Source organism: Streptomyces sp. NPDC087859 (assembly GCF_044742595.1).
Classification (GTDB): domain Bacteria; phylum Actinomycetota; class Actinomycetes; order Streptomycetales; family Streptomycetaceae; genus Streptomyces; species Streptomyces canus_F.
Window position 1 is genome coordinate 202,573 of sequence record NZ_JBIUUU010000021.1, and the last position, 13,981, is coordinate 216,553.

Genomic DNA, 13,981 nt, shown 5'->3' on the forward strand with positions numbered 1-13,981 from the left:
GGCCCCCCGCAGCTCGGGACGGCGAGAAGCCGCAGCTCAGAAGGATCCCAGAGGTGTAACCACCGTGTTCCTCACGATCAGTACCACCGGCACACCCGAACGCCCCGCGACCGACCTCGGTTTCCTGCTGCACAAGCATCCCGAGAAATCGCAGGCGTTCTCCACGTCCTACGGCACGGCACACGTCCTCTACCCCGAGGCCGATGCCGAGCGCTGCACGGCGGCGCTGTTGCTGGAGGTCGACGCGGTGGCGCTGGTCCGGCGCGGCAAGGGCAAGGGCCGCGGTGGTGCTCCGGACGCGGCGCTCGCGCAGTACGTCAACGACCGGCCCTACGCCGCGTCCTCGCTGCTCGCCGTCGCGCTGAGCGCGGTGTTCTCCAGCGCCATGCGCGGGGTGTGCAACGCCCGCCCCGAGCGGGCCGCGCAGCCGCTGCCGCTGCGCGTCGAGGTACCCGCGCTGCCCGCCCGGGGCGGCCCCGACCTCGTACGGAAGCTGTTCGAGCCGCTCGGCTGGGCGGTCACCGTCGAACCGGTCGCGCTGGACGCGCAGTTCCCGGAGTGGGGCGACTCGCGGTATGTGCGGCTCGTGCTGGAGTCGCAGACCCTGACCCTCGCCCAGGCCCTGCGTCACCTCTACGTCCTGCTGCCGGTCCTCGACGACGCCAAGCACTACTGGGTCGCCTCCGACGAGGTCGACAAGCTGCTGCGGGCCGGTGAGGGCTGGCTGCCCGACCACCCCGAGCAGAAGCTGATCACCAGCCGCTATCTGTCGCGCCGCTGGTCGCTCACGCGCGCGGCGATGGAGCGCCTGGAGCTCGTACGGCTCGCCGAGGCCGACGACAGCGAGGTCGAGGAGATCGACAACGCCGTCGAGGCGGAGACCGAGGACGAACAGAAGCCGACCCCGCTCGCCGTGCAGCGCCGGGACGCCATCCTCGCCGCCCTCCAGGCCGCCGGCGCCTCCCGGGTGCTCGACCTCGGCTGCGGGCAGGGCCAGTTGGTGCAGGCGCTGCTCAAGGACGTGCGGTTCACCGAGATCGTGGGCGTCGACGTGTCGATGCGCGCGCTCACCATCGCCTCCCGGCGGCTCAAGCTGGACCGCATGGGGGAGCGGCAGGCCTCGCGCGTCAAGCTCTTCCAGGGGTCGCTCGCCTACACGGACAAGCGCCTCAAGGGCTACGACGCCGCCGTGCTCAGCGAGGTCGTCGAGCACCTCGACCTGCCACGGCTGCCCGCCCTGGAGTACGCGGTGTTCGGCGCAGCCCGCCCGCGGACCGTCCTCGTGACGACGCCGAACGTCGAGTACAACGTGCGCTGGGAGACCCTCCCGGCCGGCCATGTCCGGCACGGCGACCATCGCTTCGAGTGGACGCGGGAAGAGTTCCGGACCTGGGCCCGGGCGGTGGCCGAACGGCACGGGTACGGCGTGGAGTTCGTGCCCGTCGGGCCGGACGACCCCGAGGTCGGACCGCCGACCCAGATGGCGGTCTTCGAACTGAGCACAGCCGACGGCAGGACCGACGGGACCGAGAAGGAGGCGAAGGCGGCATGACCGAGAACCAGACCAAGGGGCGCGTGCTGCCCGTCACCGACCTCTCCCTGGTCGTCCTCGTCGGAGCCTCCGGCTCCGGCAAGTCGACGTTCGCCCGGCGGCACTTCAAGTCCACCGAGATCATCTCCTCGGACTTCTGCCGCGGCCTGGTCTCCGACGACGAGAACGACCAGGGCGCGACGAAGGACGCCTTCGACGTGCTCCACTACATCGCGGGCAAACGCCTCGCCGCCGGCCGTCGTACGGTCGTGGACGCGACCAGCGTGCAGTCGGACTCGCGGCGCCAGCTGATCGAGCTGGCCAGGCAGTACGACGTCCTGCCCATCGCCATCGTGCTCGACGTGCCGGAGAACGTGTGCGCCGAGCGCAACGCGTCCCGCTCCGACCGGGCGGACATGCCGATCCGGGTCATCAAGCGCCACATCCGCGAACTCCGCCGCTCCGTACGGCACCTGGAGCGCGAGGGTTTCCGCAAGGTGCACGTCCTGCGGGGCGTGGAGGACGTCGAGAACGCCACCGTCCGCACCGAGAAGCGCTTCAACGACCTCACCCACCTCACCGGCCCGTTCGACATCGTCGGCGACATCCACGGCTGCGGATCCGAACTGGAGTCGCTGCTGGGCAAGTTGGGCTACGTCGACGGGGTGCACCCCGAGGGCCGTACCGCGGTCTTCGTCGGCGACCTCGTTGACCGCGGCCCGGACAGCCCGGGCGTGCTGCGCCGCGTGATGTCGATGGTGAAGTCCGGCAACGCCCTGTGCGTGCCCGGCAACCACGAGAACAAGTACGGCCGTCACCTCAAGGGCCGCAAGGTCCAGCACACCCATGGGCTCGCCGAGACGATCGAGCAGATGGAGGGGGCGTCCGAGGAGTTCCTGGCCGAGGTGAGGGAGTTCATCGACGGACTGGTCAGCCACTACGTCCTCGACGGCGGCAGGCTGGTCGTCTGTCACGCCGGTCTGCCGGAGAAGTACCACGGCCGCACCTCGGGCCGGGTCCGCTCGCACGCGCTGTACGGCGACACCACCGGGGAGACCGACGAGTTCGGGCTGCCGGTGCGCTACCCGTGGGCCGAGGACTACCGGGGCCGGGCGGCCGTGGTCTACGGCCACACCCCCGTCCCGGAGGCGACCTGGCTCAACAACACCATCTGCCTGGACACCGGCGCCGTCTTCGGCGGCAAGCTCACCGCGCTGCGCTGGCCGGAGCGGGAGCTGGTCGACGTACCGGCGGAGAAGGTCTGGTACGAGCCGACGAAGCCGCTGAAGTCGGAGGCACCCGGCGGACACGACGGGCGGCCCCTGGACCTGGCGGACGTGCACGGCCGCCGTGCGGTGGAGACCCGGCACCAGGGCCGTGTCGCGATCCGCGAGGAGAACGCGGCCGCGGCCCTCGAGGTCATGAGCCGTTTCGCGGTGGACCCGCGGCTGCTGCCGTACCTCCCGCCGACCATGGCGCCGACCGCGACCTCGCAGGTCGAGGGCTATCTGGAGCACCCGGTCGAGGCCTTCGCGCAGTACGCGGCGGACGGGGTCGCACGGGTCGTGTGCGAGGAGAAGCACATGGGCTCGCGGGCGGTGGCGCTGGTGTGCCGGGACGCGGAAGCGGCACGCAAGCGGTTCGGCGTGGACGGCCCGACCGGCTCGCTGTACACCCGCACGGGTCGCCCGTTCTTCGACGACGAGTCGGTGACGGAGGAGATCCTGGGCCGGCTGCGCGCAGCGGTCACCGAGGCCGGTCTGTGGGCCGAACTCGACACCGAGTGGCTCCTGTTGGACGCCGAGCTGATGCCGTGGTCATTGAAGGCGTCGGGGCTGCTGCGCTCGCAGTACGCGGCCGTCGGTGCCGCGTCCGGGGCGGTGTTCCCGGGCGCGCTGGCCGCGCTGGAGGGAGCGGCGGAGCGGGGCGTCGACGTGACGGACCTGCTGGGGCGCCAGCGGGAACGGGCCTCGAACGCGGCCGCGTTCACCGAGGCGTACCGGCGATACTGCTGGCCGACGCAGGGCCTGGACGGCGTACGTCTGGCCCCGTTCCAGATCCTGGCCGTGCAGGGCCGCAACCTGGCGTCCCTGCCGCACGACGAGCAACTGGCCCTGCTGGACCGCATGGTGGAGCACGACGGCACGGGTCTGCTCCAGACCACCCGTCGCCTCTACGTCGACACGGCCGACCCCGAGTCGGTGCAGGCGGGCGTCGACTGGTGGCTGGAGATGACCGGCCGCGGCGGCGAGGGCATGGTGGTCAAGCCGGTCGGCGCCGTGGTGCGCAGCGAGGAGGGGCGGCTGGTGCAGCCCGGCATCAAGTGCCGTGGCCGCGAGTACCTCCGGATCATCTACGGCCCGGAGTACACCCGCCCCGACAACCTGACCCGGCTGCGCGGCCGCTTCCTCAACCACAAGCGCTCGCTCGCGATCCGCGAGTACGCGCTCGGCCTGGAGGCCCTGGACCGCCTGGCCGAGGGTGAGCCGCTGTGGCGGGTGCACGAGGCGGTGTTCGGGGTGCTGGCGCTGGAGTCGGAGCCGGTGGACCCGCGGTTGTGACGGTCAGCCGACCAGCCTCAGCCGCTCCGCGTACACACCCACACGGACGCTCTGGCCCCAGGTCAGCTCCAGGGCGTCCGACTCCATCCCGTCCCCGAACGCGATCAGCCGTTCGGACTCGACGGTGAGGTGCAGGGCGGCCGACGCCGGCAGTTCGCCGGCCACCAGTGAGGTACCGGTGGCCGGCGAGGGCCAGGCCTCGCGGACGAACCACAGCAGGCGGTCCTCGGTGGGGCGGGGCAGTGGCAGATCGCTGCCCCGCTCCTGCCACACCGACCGCACCCACCCCGTCGCGCCCGTCCCCGTGCCCACCAGCACCCCGGAGGAAGCCTGGGCCTCGGCGGCACCCCCGTGGCCGCCGAGGCCCAGGCGGTAGCGGGCGGTCTGGTGGCCCGGGGCGCCCAGGTAGATCTCGTTGAGGGCGACCAGACGCTGGCTGTCGTCGGCGACCGCCTCGACCATGGTGAGTTCGTCGACGGCGGGGGTGCCGGCCGTCAGGAGTTTCGCGGCGTCCTGGGGGCGATGGCGGACCAGCACGCCCGGGTTGCGGCCGGGGTCGGTGTCGATGCCCACCACCGGTTGCCCGGAGAGGTACTTGGCCGCGTTCGCCACCAGTCCGTCCTGGCCGACCACGACCACCACGTCCTCGGGGGCGAACAGGAAACGGTCCAAGTCCCGGCGCTCCACGCGTGACTGACGCCAGGTCAGGGGGATCGCCGCCGTCACCTCCGCGAGCGCGCGTCGCGTACGGCGGTGGCGCTCGGCCACCTCCTCGATGTCCCGGCCGCGGGAGGAGAGGAAGAAGGCGGCCTGGCCGTGGGTGCCGTGGTGGGCCACCAGCTCCTCGTACTCCGTGGTGCGGTGGACGAGGACGACCCGCGGGGCGAGGCTCATGCCCGGTCCTGTGCGCCCAGCTTGGCGAGCAGGCCGGTCAGGACGTCCGGCGACACCGTCACGCTGTCGATGCGGGGGAGGTTCTCCGCCAGCCGTGTCCCGGTGAGCGCGTGCAGGACGGCCACGTCCACCTCCGTGTGCACCTGGAGCCACGCCGCCTGCGCCTGGGCCCGTGCCGCGCCCACCGCCTGCGCTCCCTCGGCCTCGGCGCGGGCCAGCCTGACCGATCGTGCCGCCTCGGCCTCGGCCCGTACCGCGTCCGCCGCCGCGTGCTCCTCGGCCTCCCGCCGGGCGTTCGTGCCGCGCTGCTCCACCAACTGCTCCTCGCGCCGGGCGAGTTCGATCTGGCTGGCCAGCTCGTTCTCGGCGATCGTCCGCTCCCGTTCGACCGCCACCGCCCGTCGCTCGTACGTCGCCCGGTCCGCCTCCTGCTGGATCTGCTCGCGGGCCGGGGTGCGCAGGGCCCGTTCCACCTCCGGCTCGGGTCGCAGCGCGACCACCCGGACGGCCACCACCTCGATCCCGGTGGCCGGCAGCCGCGGTTCCGTCGCCAGTCCCGCCGTCACCCGCTCCCGTACCGCCGCCACACCGTCCATCAGTGCCGCCGACAACGGCGTACGGGCCAGCACGTCCAGCGCGTGCTGCTGTGCCGTCTCCGTGAGCAGCGTGCCCAGCTGCTCCAGCGGGGTGCCGCGCCACGCGCCCGTGTCCGGGTCGACCGAGAAGTCCAGGCGGGCCGCGGCGAGCGTCGGGTCGCTGATCCGGTAGGTCACGGTCGCCTGCACCGCCACGTCCTGGAAGTCGGAGGTGCGGGCGTGGAAGGTCATCGCCAACTCCCGGTCGTCGACCGGTACTTCGGAGAGCGCCGCGGTCAGGGCGCGGTACCAGAAGCTCAGGCCCGGACCGTCGTGCAGGAGCTTTCCGCCGCGGTGGTGCCGCACATGCGCGGTCGGTGCGCCACGCAGATGGCGCCAGCCCAGGCGCCGGGTGATGTCTGCCACGAGACCCTCTTTTCGTCTGTACGACGATAACCGTGCGTGTTAGTTGTCGTCAAGGGGACGAGAAAGGGAAGTGGGCAAGCGGGGGGTGAAGACGGTCGCCGGTGGTCAGGATGGACTCATGGGATTCCATGTCGACTCCGAGGCCGGGCGGCTGTGCCGCGTCATCCTGCACCGGCCGGATCTCGAGCTCAAAAGGCTCACCCCCGGCAACAAGGACGCTCTGCTCTTCGACGACGTGCTGTGGGTGCGCCGGGCGCGCGCCGAGCACGACGGCTTCGCGGACGTGCTGCGCGACCGCGGGGTCACCGTCCACCTCTTCGGCGACCTGCTCACCGAGGCCCTGGCGATCCCGGCGGCCCGTACCCTCGTCCTGGACCGGGTCTTCGACGAGAAGGAGTACGGCGTCCTGGCCACCGACCACCTCCGTGCCGTCTTCGAGTCGCTGCCCGCGGCCGAACTGGCCGAGGCGCTCGTCGGCGGCATGACCAAGAGGGAGTTCCTGGACGCGCACGAGGAGCCGGTCTCCGTCCGCTTCCATGTGATGGACCTCGACGACTTCCTCCTCGCCCCGCTGCCCAACCACCTCTTCACCCGCGACACCTCCGCCTGGATCTACGACGGCGTCTCCGTCAACGCCATGCGCTGGCCGGCCCGGCAGCGCGAGACGGTCCACTTCGAGGCGATCTACCGGCACCACCCCCTCTTCCGCGACGAGACGTTCCGCGTGTGGAGCGAGGGCCAGGCCGACTACCCGTCCACCATCGAGGGCGGGGACGTCCTCGTCATCGGCAACGGCGCCGTCCTCATCGGCATGAGCGAGCGGACCACGCCCCAGGCCGTGGAGATGCTCGCGCACAAGCTGTTCGACGCCGGGTCCGCGCAGACGATCGTGGCGCTCGACATGCCCAAGCGGCGGGCCTTCATGCATCTCGACACCGTGATGACGATGGTCGACGGCGACACCTTCACTCAGTACGCCGGGCTCGGCATGCTCCGCTCGTACACCATCGAACCGGGCGTCGGCGACAAGGAGCTCAAGGTCACCGACCATCCGCCGGAGCACATGCACCGCGCGATCGCGGCCGCCCTCGGGCTCAGCGAGATCCGCGTGCTGACCGCGACCCAGGACGTGCATGCCGCCGCGCGCGAGCAGTGGGACGACGGCTGCAACGTCCTCGCCGTCGAACCGGGCGTCGTCGTCGCCTACGAGCGCAACGCCACCACCAACACCCATCTGCGCAAGCAGGGCATCGAGGTCATCGAGATCCCGGGCAGCGAGCTGGGGCGGGGGAGGGGCGGGCCGCGCTGCATGAGCTGTCCGGTCGAACGTGCGGCCGTATAGGCGTACAGGGGATCGCATAGAAATGTAAGACGTCGTATAGACTTCCATAAGTCCGTGTCACTCGTATCCCTGGAGCGCCCCCATGGCGACCGTCCCGACCGCCCTCGCCGGGCGCCACTTCCTCAAGGAGCTCGACTTCACCGGGCCGGAGTTCCTCGGTCTGATCGAGCTGGCCGCCGAGCTGAAGGCGGCCAAGAAGGCGGGGACCGAGACGCAGTACCTGCGGGGGAAGAACATCGCGCTGATCTTCGAGAAGGCCTCGACGCGCACGCGCTGCTCCTTCGAGGTCGCGGCGGCGGACCAGGGTGCCTCCACGACGTACATCGACCCCTCGGGCTCGCACATCGGCAAGAAGGAGTCCACGAAGGACACCGCGCGGGTGCTGGGGCGGCTCTTCGACGCGATCGAGTTCCGCGGGGACGCTCAGGACACCGTCGAGACGCTCGGCGCGTTCGCCGGGGTGCCCGTCTACAACGGTCTCACCGACGACTGGCACCCCACTCAGATGCTCGCCGACGTGCTGACGATGACCGAGCACAGCAGCAAGCCGGTCGAGGAGATCACCTTCGCCTACCTGGGCGATGCCCGCTTCAACATGGGCAACTCCTACCTGATCACCGGCGCCCTGCTCGGCATGGACGTCCGGATCGTCGCCCCGAAGACCTACTGGCCCGCCCAGGACATCGTGGAACGGGCCCGTCAGCTCGCCGTCGACAGCGGGGCCCGGATCACCCTCACCGAGTCCCTGGAGGAGGGTGTCGTGGGCGCCGACTTCGTCGCCACCGACGTCTGGGTCTCCATGGGTGAGCCCAAGGAGGTCTGGGACGAGCGGATCACCGCCCTCGCCCCGTACGCCGTGACCATGGACGTCCTGCGCGCCACCGGCAACGCGGACGTCAAGTTCCTGCACTGCCTGCCGGCCTTCCATGACCTCGGCACCAAGGTCGGCCAGGAGATATACGACTCCCACGGTCTGGAGTCCCTCGAGGTGACCGACGAGGTCTTCGAGTCGGCACACTCGGTCGTCTTCGACGAGGCGGAGAACCGGATGCACACGATCAAGGCCGTGCTGGTGGCGACGCTGGCCTGAGCAGGGTCACGCGGGTCGCCACTGAGGCGGCACCACCGGCAGCCTGAACCACACCGCCTTGCCCGACTCCGTCGGCCGGTGGCCGCAGGACGAGCTCAGGGCTCGGATCAGGAGCAGGCCCCGGCCGTGTTCCTGCCAGGGGTCCGGCTCCACGTCGACCGGACGGGTGAGGTTGCCCGGCGGTGCCGGGTCCGGGTCGTGCACCTCGACCTGGCAGCCGCTGGGCAGCAGTTCCACGACGAGCTCTATCGGGGCGTCCCCGGCGGTGTGCTCGACGGCGTTCGCGACCAGCTCGGCCGTCAGCAGCTCAGCGGTGTCGCTGTCGGCCCCGTGCTTCAGCTCGGCCAGCGCCGTGCGCACCAGCGCGCGGGCGACGGGCACGGCAGCCGCGGAGTGCGGCAGCGCGATGCGCCAGGAGGCGGAGGCTGCGGGGCGATCTTGCAAGGCGGTTCCGTTCATGAGCAGGCTGTCCTGCTTTCAACCTTATGAATGGTACGGCGCCGACCGGCAGAGGCATCCGACGGGCACCGTACGGGACCTTCGACCCCGTTACCGGGCGGCTTACCCCCTACAACGCCCTCCCTCGCACGGCTGCTCCCGCCGTAGCGGCTCTGTCGACGAGCCGTGACAGATGTGACCGGTCCAGGTCACATCCATACGGTGCTATCGCGCCCTCGTGACGACAGTCAAAGATGGGTGATAGCTTCGAAGGGTAGAGCGCACCTCGTCTGGGGAGGCCGCACCGCATGAGTCCCTTCACCGGCTCCGCCGCCCGCACCACCCGCTGGGAACATCTGCGCGTGGAGGTCACGTCCGGCGTCGCCACCGTGACCCTCGCCCGCCCCGACAAACTCAACGCGCTCACCTTCGGCGCCTACGCCGACCTGCGCGACCTGCTCGCCGAGCTCTCCCGGGAGCGGTCGGTACGCGCCCTGGTGCTGGCCGGCGAGGGCCGCGGCTTCTGCTCCGGCGGCGACGTGGACGAGATCATCGGCGCGACCCTGTCGATGGACACGGCCCAGCTCCTGGACTTCAACCGGATGACCGGGCAGGTCGTGCGGGCGGTACGGGAGTGCCCGTTCCCGGTGATCGCGGCCGTGCACGGCGTGGCGGCGGGCGCGGGGGCGGTACTGGCCCTGGCGGCGGACTTCAGGGTGGCGGACCCCACGGCCCGGTTCGCCTTCCTCTTCACCCGGGTGGGTCTGTCGGGCGGCGACATGGGCGCGGCGTACCTGCTGCCCCGGGTGGTGGGCCTCGGCCACGCGACCCGCCTGCTGATGCTCGGCGAACCGGTGCGGGCACCCGAGGCCGAGCGCATCGGCCTGATCAGCGAACTGACGGACGAGGGAGCGGTGGACGAGGCCGCCCAGAAACTGGCCCGCCGCCTGGCCGACGGCCCAGCCCTGGCGTACGCCCAGACGAAGGCCCTGCTGACGGCGGAACTGGACATGCCGCTGGCGGCGAGTGTGGAACTGGACGCCTCGACGCAGGCCTTGCTGATGAACGGCGAGGACTACGCGGAGTTCCACAAGGCGTTCACGGAGAAGCGCTCTCCCAAATGGCAGGGACGGTAACCGTGGCACCCCCAGGGGCGCGGGGAACTGCGCGACCAGCCACCACGAGCCCGCAGCCGCCGACTACGACCAGCCACCCCCTACGCGTCGCGATCATCGGCGGCGGCCCCGGCGGCCTCTACGCGGCGGCGTTGCTCAAACGCCTCGACCCCACCCGCGAGATCACCGTCTGGGAACGCAACGCCCCCGACGACACCTTCGGCTTCGGCGTGGTCCTCTCCGACGAAACCCTGGGCGGCATCGAACACGCCGACCCCGTGGTCTACGAGGCCCTGCAACAGGACTTCACCCGCTGGGACGACATCGACATTGTCCACCGAGGCACCCGCCACACCTCCGGAGGACACGGCTTCGCCGCCCTCGGCAGAAGACGCCTCCTCGAGATCCTGCACACCCGCTGCCACGACCTCGGCGTCGACCTCCGCTTCCGCACCGAGGCCCCACCCGGCCTCGCGACCACCCACGACCTCGTCATCGCCGCCGACGGAGTCAACAGCACCACCCGCGAAACCCACGCCCAGGCGTTCCGCCCCCAGGTGACCACCCACCACTGCCGCTACATCTGGCTCGCCGCCGACTTCGCCTTCGACGCCTTCCGCTTCGAGATCGCCGAGACGGAACACGGCGTGATGCAGCTGCACGGCTACCCGTACGCGGCAGCCGCCTCGACGGTGATCATCGAGATGCGGGAGGAGGTCTGGCAGGCGGCCGGATTCGACGACGTCACCCCGCAGGAGTCGGTCGAACGCTGCGCCAAGATCTTCGCGGACGCGCTCGGCGGCAGGTCGCTGCGCTCCAACAAGTCCGCCTGGACCACCTTCCGTACCGTCGTCAACGAACACTGGTCCCACGGCAACACCGTCCTCCTCGGCGACGCCGCCCACACCGCGCACTTCTCGATCGGCTCGGGCACCAAACTCGCGGTGGAGGACGCCCTCGCCCTGGCCGCCTGCCTGGAGGAACAGCCCTCACTGGAGCAGGCGTTGGCCGCCTACGAGACGGAACGCAAACCCGTCGTCGCCTCCACACAGCGCGCCGCCCGCGCCAGCCTGGAGTGGTTCGAGAACATCGCCCGCTATCTCGACCAGCCGCCCCTCCAGTTCGCCTTCAACCTGCTCACCCGCAGCCGCCGCGTCACCCACGACAACCTGCGACTGCGGGACGCCCGCTTCACCGGAGCCGTGGAGCGCGAGTTCGGCTGCCCGCCCGGTACGCCCCCGATGTTCACCCCCTTCCGGCTGCGCGGCCTGACCCTGCGCAACCGGGTCGTGGTGTCGCCCATGGACATGTACTCGGCGACCGACGGCCTCCCCGGCGACTTCCACCTCGTCCACCTGGGGGCGAGGGCGCTCGGCGGCGCGGGTCTGGTCATGACCGAGATGGTGTGTGTCAGCGCGGAGGGCCGTATCACCCCCGGCTGCACCGGCCTCTACACCGGCAAGCAGTCCGAGGCCTGGAGACGGATCACCGACTTCGTGCACGCCCAGGCGCCCGGCACCGCGATCGGCGTCCAACTCGGCCACAGCGGCCGCAAGGGCTCGACCAAGCTGATGTGGGAGGGCATCGACGAGCCGCTGCCCGACGGCAACTGGCCCGTCGTGGCCGCCTCCCCGATCCCGTACGGACCCGCCAACCAGACCCCGCACGAACTCACCCGCGCCCAACTCACCGACCTGCGCGAACAGTTCACCGCCGCCGCCTGGCGAGCCGCCCGGGCCGGCTTCGACCTGCTCGAACTGCACTGCGCGCACGGCTACCTGCTGTCCGGATTCCTCTCCCCGCTCACCAACCGCCGCACCGACGCCTACGGCGGCACCCTCGCGAAGCGGCTCCGGTTCCCCCTCGAGGTCTTCGATGCCGTACGAGGCGTGTGGCCGGAGGAACGGCCCATGACGGTCCGGATCTCCGCCACCGACTGGGCACAGGGCGGCACTTCCGCCGAGGACGCCGTCGAGATCGCCCGCGCCTTCGCCGCGCACGGCGTCGATGCGGTCGACGTGTCGACCGGGCAGGTCGTCGCGGACGAACGGCCCGCGTACGGGCGGTCGTACCAGACGCCCTTCGCGGACCGCATCCGCCATGAGACCGGCGTCCCGGTGATCGCGGTCGGCGCGATCTCCTCCTGGGACGATGTCAACTCCCTGATCCTGGCCGGGCGTACGGATCTGTGCGCCCTCGCCCGCCCGCACCTCTACGACCCGCACTGGACGCTGCACGCCGCCGCCGAGCAAGGGTACGAAGGGCCCGGCGTCGGCTGGCCGGCCCCGTACCGGGCGGGCAGCCGACGCCCCCAGACCGGACGCACCGACGCCCCCAAGCCCCGCCTGACACTCGGGACTTGAGGGCGTGCGCGGGAGGGTGCTCACGAGAGCTCGACCATGCCCGCCGTCAGCGTCACCCCGTCCGCCGGGTCGATCAGGATGAACGCGCCCGTGCGCCGCGAGAGCGCGTAGTCGTCGAGCGCCAGTGGCTCGGCGGTGCGCAGGGTGACGCGACCCAGGTCGTTCGCGCTCAACTCCCCAGCGCCGTCGAGGTCCTTGACGATGGCCTTGACCGTCCGTGTCGTGTGCCGCACCAGCACCCGGTCGCCGACTCGCAGCGGACGGTCGGCCAGATGGCAGACGGACGCCCGGACGTCCCGCGTGAGCGCCGGGACATCGACGCCGGCCGTGATCATGTCGCCGCGCGAGACGTCCCGCTGGTCCGCGAGTCGCACACCGATCGACTGCGGTGCGTACGCCGCCTCGGCCGGAACGCCGAGCACGTCGATGCCGGTGATCTCGGAGCCCTCGCCGGAGGGGTGGACCGTGACCCGGTCACCGACCCGGAGCGCGCCCGACACCAACTGGCCCGCGTAGTGGCGGACTTCGCCGTCGCGGATGACGTACTGCACCGGGAAGCGGGCCGGCGCGTCCGTGGCCTCGACACCGACGGGCACGTTCTCCAGGAACTCCAGGAGCGCCGGGCCCCCGAACCAGTCCATGTGCGCCGAGCGGTCCACGACGTTGTCGCCGACGAGGGCCGACACCGGGATCGGGGTGAAGGACGGCAGGCCCAGCTCGGCCGCGTGCCCGGCGAAGTCCTCGACGATACGGTCGAACTCCTTCTCCTCGTACCCGACGAGGTCCATCTTGTTGACGGCGAGGACCACGTGCGGGACCCGCAGGAGAGCCGCGATGGCGGCATGGCGGCGGGTCTGCTCGACCACGCCGTTGCGGGCGTCGACGAGGATGATCGTCAGCTCTGCCGTGGAGGCTCCGGTGACCATGTTGCGGGTGTACTGCACATGGCCGGGGGTGTCGGCGAGGATGAACCGGCGCTTGGCGGTGGCGAAGTAGCGGTAGGCGACGTCGATGGTGATGCCCTGCTCGCGCTCGGCGCGCAGGCCGTCCGTCAGCAGCGCCAGGTCCGGGGTCTGCTGACCACGGTTGCGGGACGCGTGCGCCACGGCCTCCAGTTGGTCGGCGAGGACCGACTTGGAGTCGTGCAGCAGCCGGCCCACCAGCGTGGACTTGCCGTCGTCGACCGAACCGGCCGTCGCGAAACGGAGGGTGTCGATGGTGGCGCCGACCATGTCGGTGGTGCCGGCCGTGTCGGTGGTGGCGGTCATGGTCAGAAGTACCCTTCGCGCTTGCGGTCTTCCATCGCGGCCTCGGACATCTTGTCGTCGGCGCGGGTCGCGCCCCGCTCGGTGAGCCGGGACGCGGCGATCTCGGCGATCACCTTCTCGATGGTGTCGGCGTCGGAGTCCACCGCGCCGGTGCAGGACATGTCGCCGACCGTGCGGTAGCGCACCTGCCGCTTCTCGACGGTCTCGTCCGCCCTGGGTCCGCCCCAGTCACCGGCGGTCAGCCACATGCCGGCCCGCTGGAAGACCTCACGCCGGTGGGCGTAGTAGATCTCCGGCAGTTGGATGCCCTCGCGGGCGATGTACTGCCAGACGTCCAGTTCGGTCCAGTTGGACAGCGGGAAGACGCGGACGTGCTCG

Annotated in this window: 11 protein-coding genes; 6 read left to right on the plus strand and 5 right to left on the minus strand. The window is 71.1% G+C overall.

Annotated features, from left to right (window positions below; all coding sequences use genetic code 11):
- Positions 1-64: 64 nt before the first annotated feature.
- Positions 65-1,552: a 3' terminal RNA ribose 2'-O-methyltransferase Hen1 gene (locus tag ACIOHP_RS40535; RefSeq protein WP_401895311.1), complete on the plus strand. Its 1,488-nt coding sequence runs from the start codon at positions 65-67 to the stop codon at positions 1,550-1,552.
- Positions 1,549-4,092 (plus strand): polynucleotide kinase-phosphatase, encoded by a 2,544-nt coding sequence (locus tag ACIOHP_RS40540; RefSeq protein ID WP_401895313.1) that lies wholly within the window; start codon positions 1,549-1,551, stop codon positions 4,090-4,092. The genes ACIOHP_RS40535 and ACIOHP_RS40540 overlap by 4 nt, the downstream gene beginning before the upstream one ends.
- Before the next feature lie 3 nt (positions 4,093-4,095).
- On the opposite strand, the gene ACIOHP_RS40545 is transcribed toward ACIOHP_RS40540, so the two are convergent.
- Together ACIOHP_RS40545 and ACIOHP_RS40550 are read right to left on the minus strand one after the other, a co-directional pair.
- A complete protein-coding gene (locus ACIOHP_RS40545) occupies positions 4,096-4,986 on the minus strand; it encodes a hypothetical protein (RefSeq protein ID WP_361549129.1) in 891 nt (296 codons plus the stop codon).
- Positions 4,983-5,987 (minus strand): SPFH domain-containing protein, encoded by a 1,005-nt coding sequence (locus tag ACIOHP_RS40550; protein WP_401895315.1) that lies wholly within the window; start codon positions 5,985-5,987, stop codon positions 4,983-4,985. Before ACIOHP_RS40550 ends, ACIOHP_RS40545 begins: the two co-directional genes overlap by 4 nt.
- A 118-nt stretch (positions 5,988-6,105) precedes the next feature.
- Between ACIOHP_RS40550 and ACIOHP_RS40555 the strand changes: the two genes are divergently transcribed.
- The gene (locus ACIOHP_RS40555; RefSeq protein ID WP_401895317.1) at positions 6,106-7,329 is read left to right on the plus strand and encodes an arginine deiminase; all 1,224 of its coding nucleotides are present in this window, start codon (positions 6,106-6,108) and stop codon (positions 7,327-7,329) included.
- Between the two features lie 82 nt (positions 7,330-7,411).
- Positions 7,412-8,419 (plus strand): ornithine carbamoyltransferase, encoded by a 1,008-nt coding sequence (gene argF, locus ACIOHP_RS40560; protein WP_401895318.1) that lies wholly within the window; start codon positions 7,412-7,414, stop codon positions 8,417-8,419.
- A gap of 6 nt (positions 8,420-8,425) precedes the next feature.
- Here argF and ACIOHP_RS40565 read toward each other — a convergent pair whose 3' ends face one another.
- Positions 8,426-8,878, minus strand: a complete 453-nt coding sequence (locus tag ACIOHP_RS40565; RefSeq protein WP_361549123.1) for an ATP-binding protein — start codon at positions 8,876-8,878, stop codon at positions 8,426-8,428.
- 287 nt (positions 8,879-9,165) lie between these two features.
- Between ACIOHP_RS40565 and ACIOHP_RS40570 the strand changes: the two genes are divergently transcribed.
- Together ACIOHP_RS40570 and ACIOHP_RS40575 are read left to right on the plus strand one after the other, a co-directional pair.
- Positions 9,166-9,993, plus strand: coding sequence for an enoyl-CoA hydratase family protein (locus ACIOHP_RS40570; RefSeq protein ID WP_361549121.1), 828 nt, complete (start codon positions 9,166-9,168; stop codon positions 9,991-9,993).
- Positions 9,978-12,335: a bifunctional salicylyl-CoA 5-hydroxylase/oxidoreductase gene (locus ACIOHP_RS40575; protein ID WP_401895321.1), complete on the plus strand. Its 2,358-nt coding sequence runs from the start codon at positions 9,978-9,980 to the stop codon at positions 12,333-12,335. Before ACIOHP_RS40570 ends, ACIOHP_RS40575 begins: the two co-directional genes overlap by 16 nt.
- A 20-nt stretch (positions 12,336-12,355) precedes the next feature.
- Here ACIOHP_RS40575 and ACIOHP_RS40580 read toward each other — a convergent pair whose 3' ends face one another.
- The gene (locus ACIOHP_RS40580) at positions 12,356-13,603 is read right to left on the minus strand and encodes a sulfate adenylyltransferase subunit 1 (RefSeq protein ID WP_401895322.1); all 1,248 of its coding nucleotides are present in this window, start codon (positions 13,601-13,603) and stop codon (positions 12,356-12,358) included.
- 2 nt (positions 13,604-13,605) lie between these two features.
- A partial coding sequence (locus ACIOHP_RS40585; protein WP_401895324.1) for a phosphoadenosine phosphosulfate reductase family protein occupies positions 13,606-13,981 on the minus strand: 376 nt, incomplete at its 5' end.

Bases quoted from the DNA above. Each gene is read 5' to 3' on its own strand.
- ACIOHP_RS40545 (WP_361549129.1), bottom strand. From the start codon at position 4,986: ATGAGCCTCGCCCCGCGGGTCGTCCTCGTCCACCGCACCACGGAGTAC.
- ACIOHP_RS40565 (WP_361549123.1), bottom strand. From the start codon at position 8,878: ATGAACGGAACCGCCTTGCAAGATCGCCCCGCAGCCTCCGCCTCCTGG.
- ACIOHP_RS40570 (WP_361549121.1), top strand. From the start codon at position 9,166: ATGAGTCCCTTCACCGGCTCCGCCGCCCGCACCACCCGCTGGGAACAT.
- ACIOHP_RS40580 (WP_401895322.1), bottom strand. From the start codon at position 13,603: ATGACCGCCACCACCGACACGGCCGGCACCACCGACATGGTCGGCGCC.
- ACIOHP_RS40540 (WP_401895313.1), top strand. From the start codon at position 1,549: ATGACCGAGAACCAGACCAAGGGGCGCGTGCTGCCCGTCACCGACCTC.
- ACIOHP_RS40575 (WP_401895321.1), top strand. From the start codon at position 9,978: ATGGCAGGGACGGTAACCGTGGCACCCCCAGGGGCGCGGGGAACTGCG.
- ACIOHP_RS40555 (WP_401895317.1), top strand. From the start codon at position 6,106: ATGGGATTCCATGTCGACTCCGAGGCCGGGCGGCTGTGCCGCGTCATC.
- argF (WP_401895318.1), top strand. From the start codon at position 7,412: ATGGCGACCGTCCCGACCGCCCTCGCCGGGCGCCACTTCCTCAAGGAG.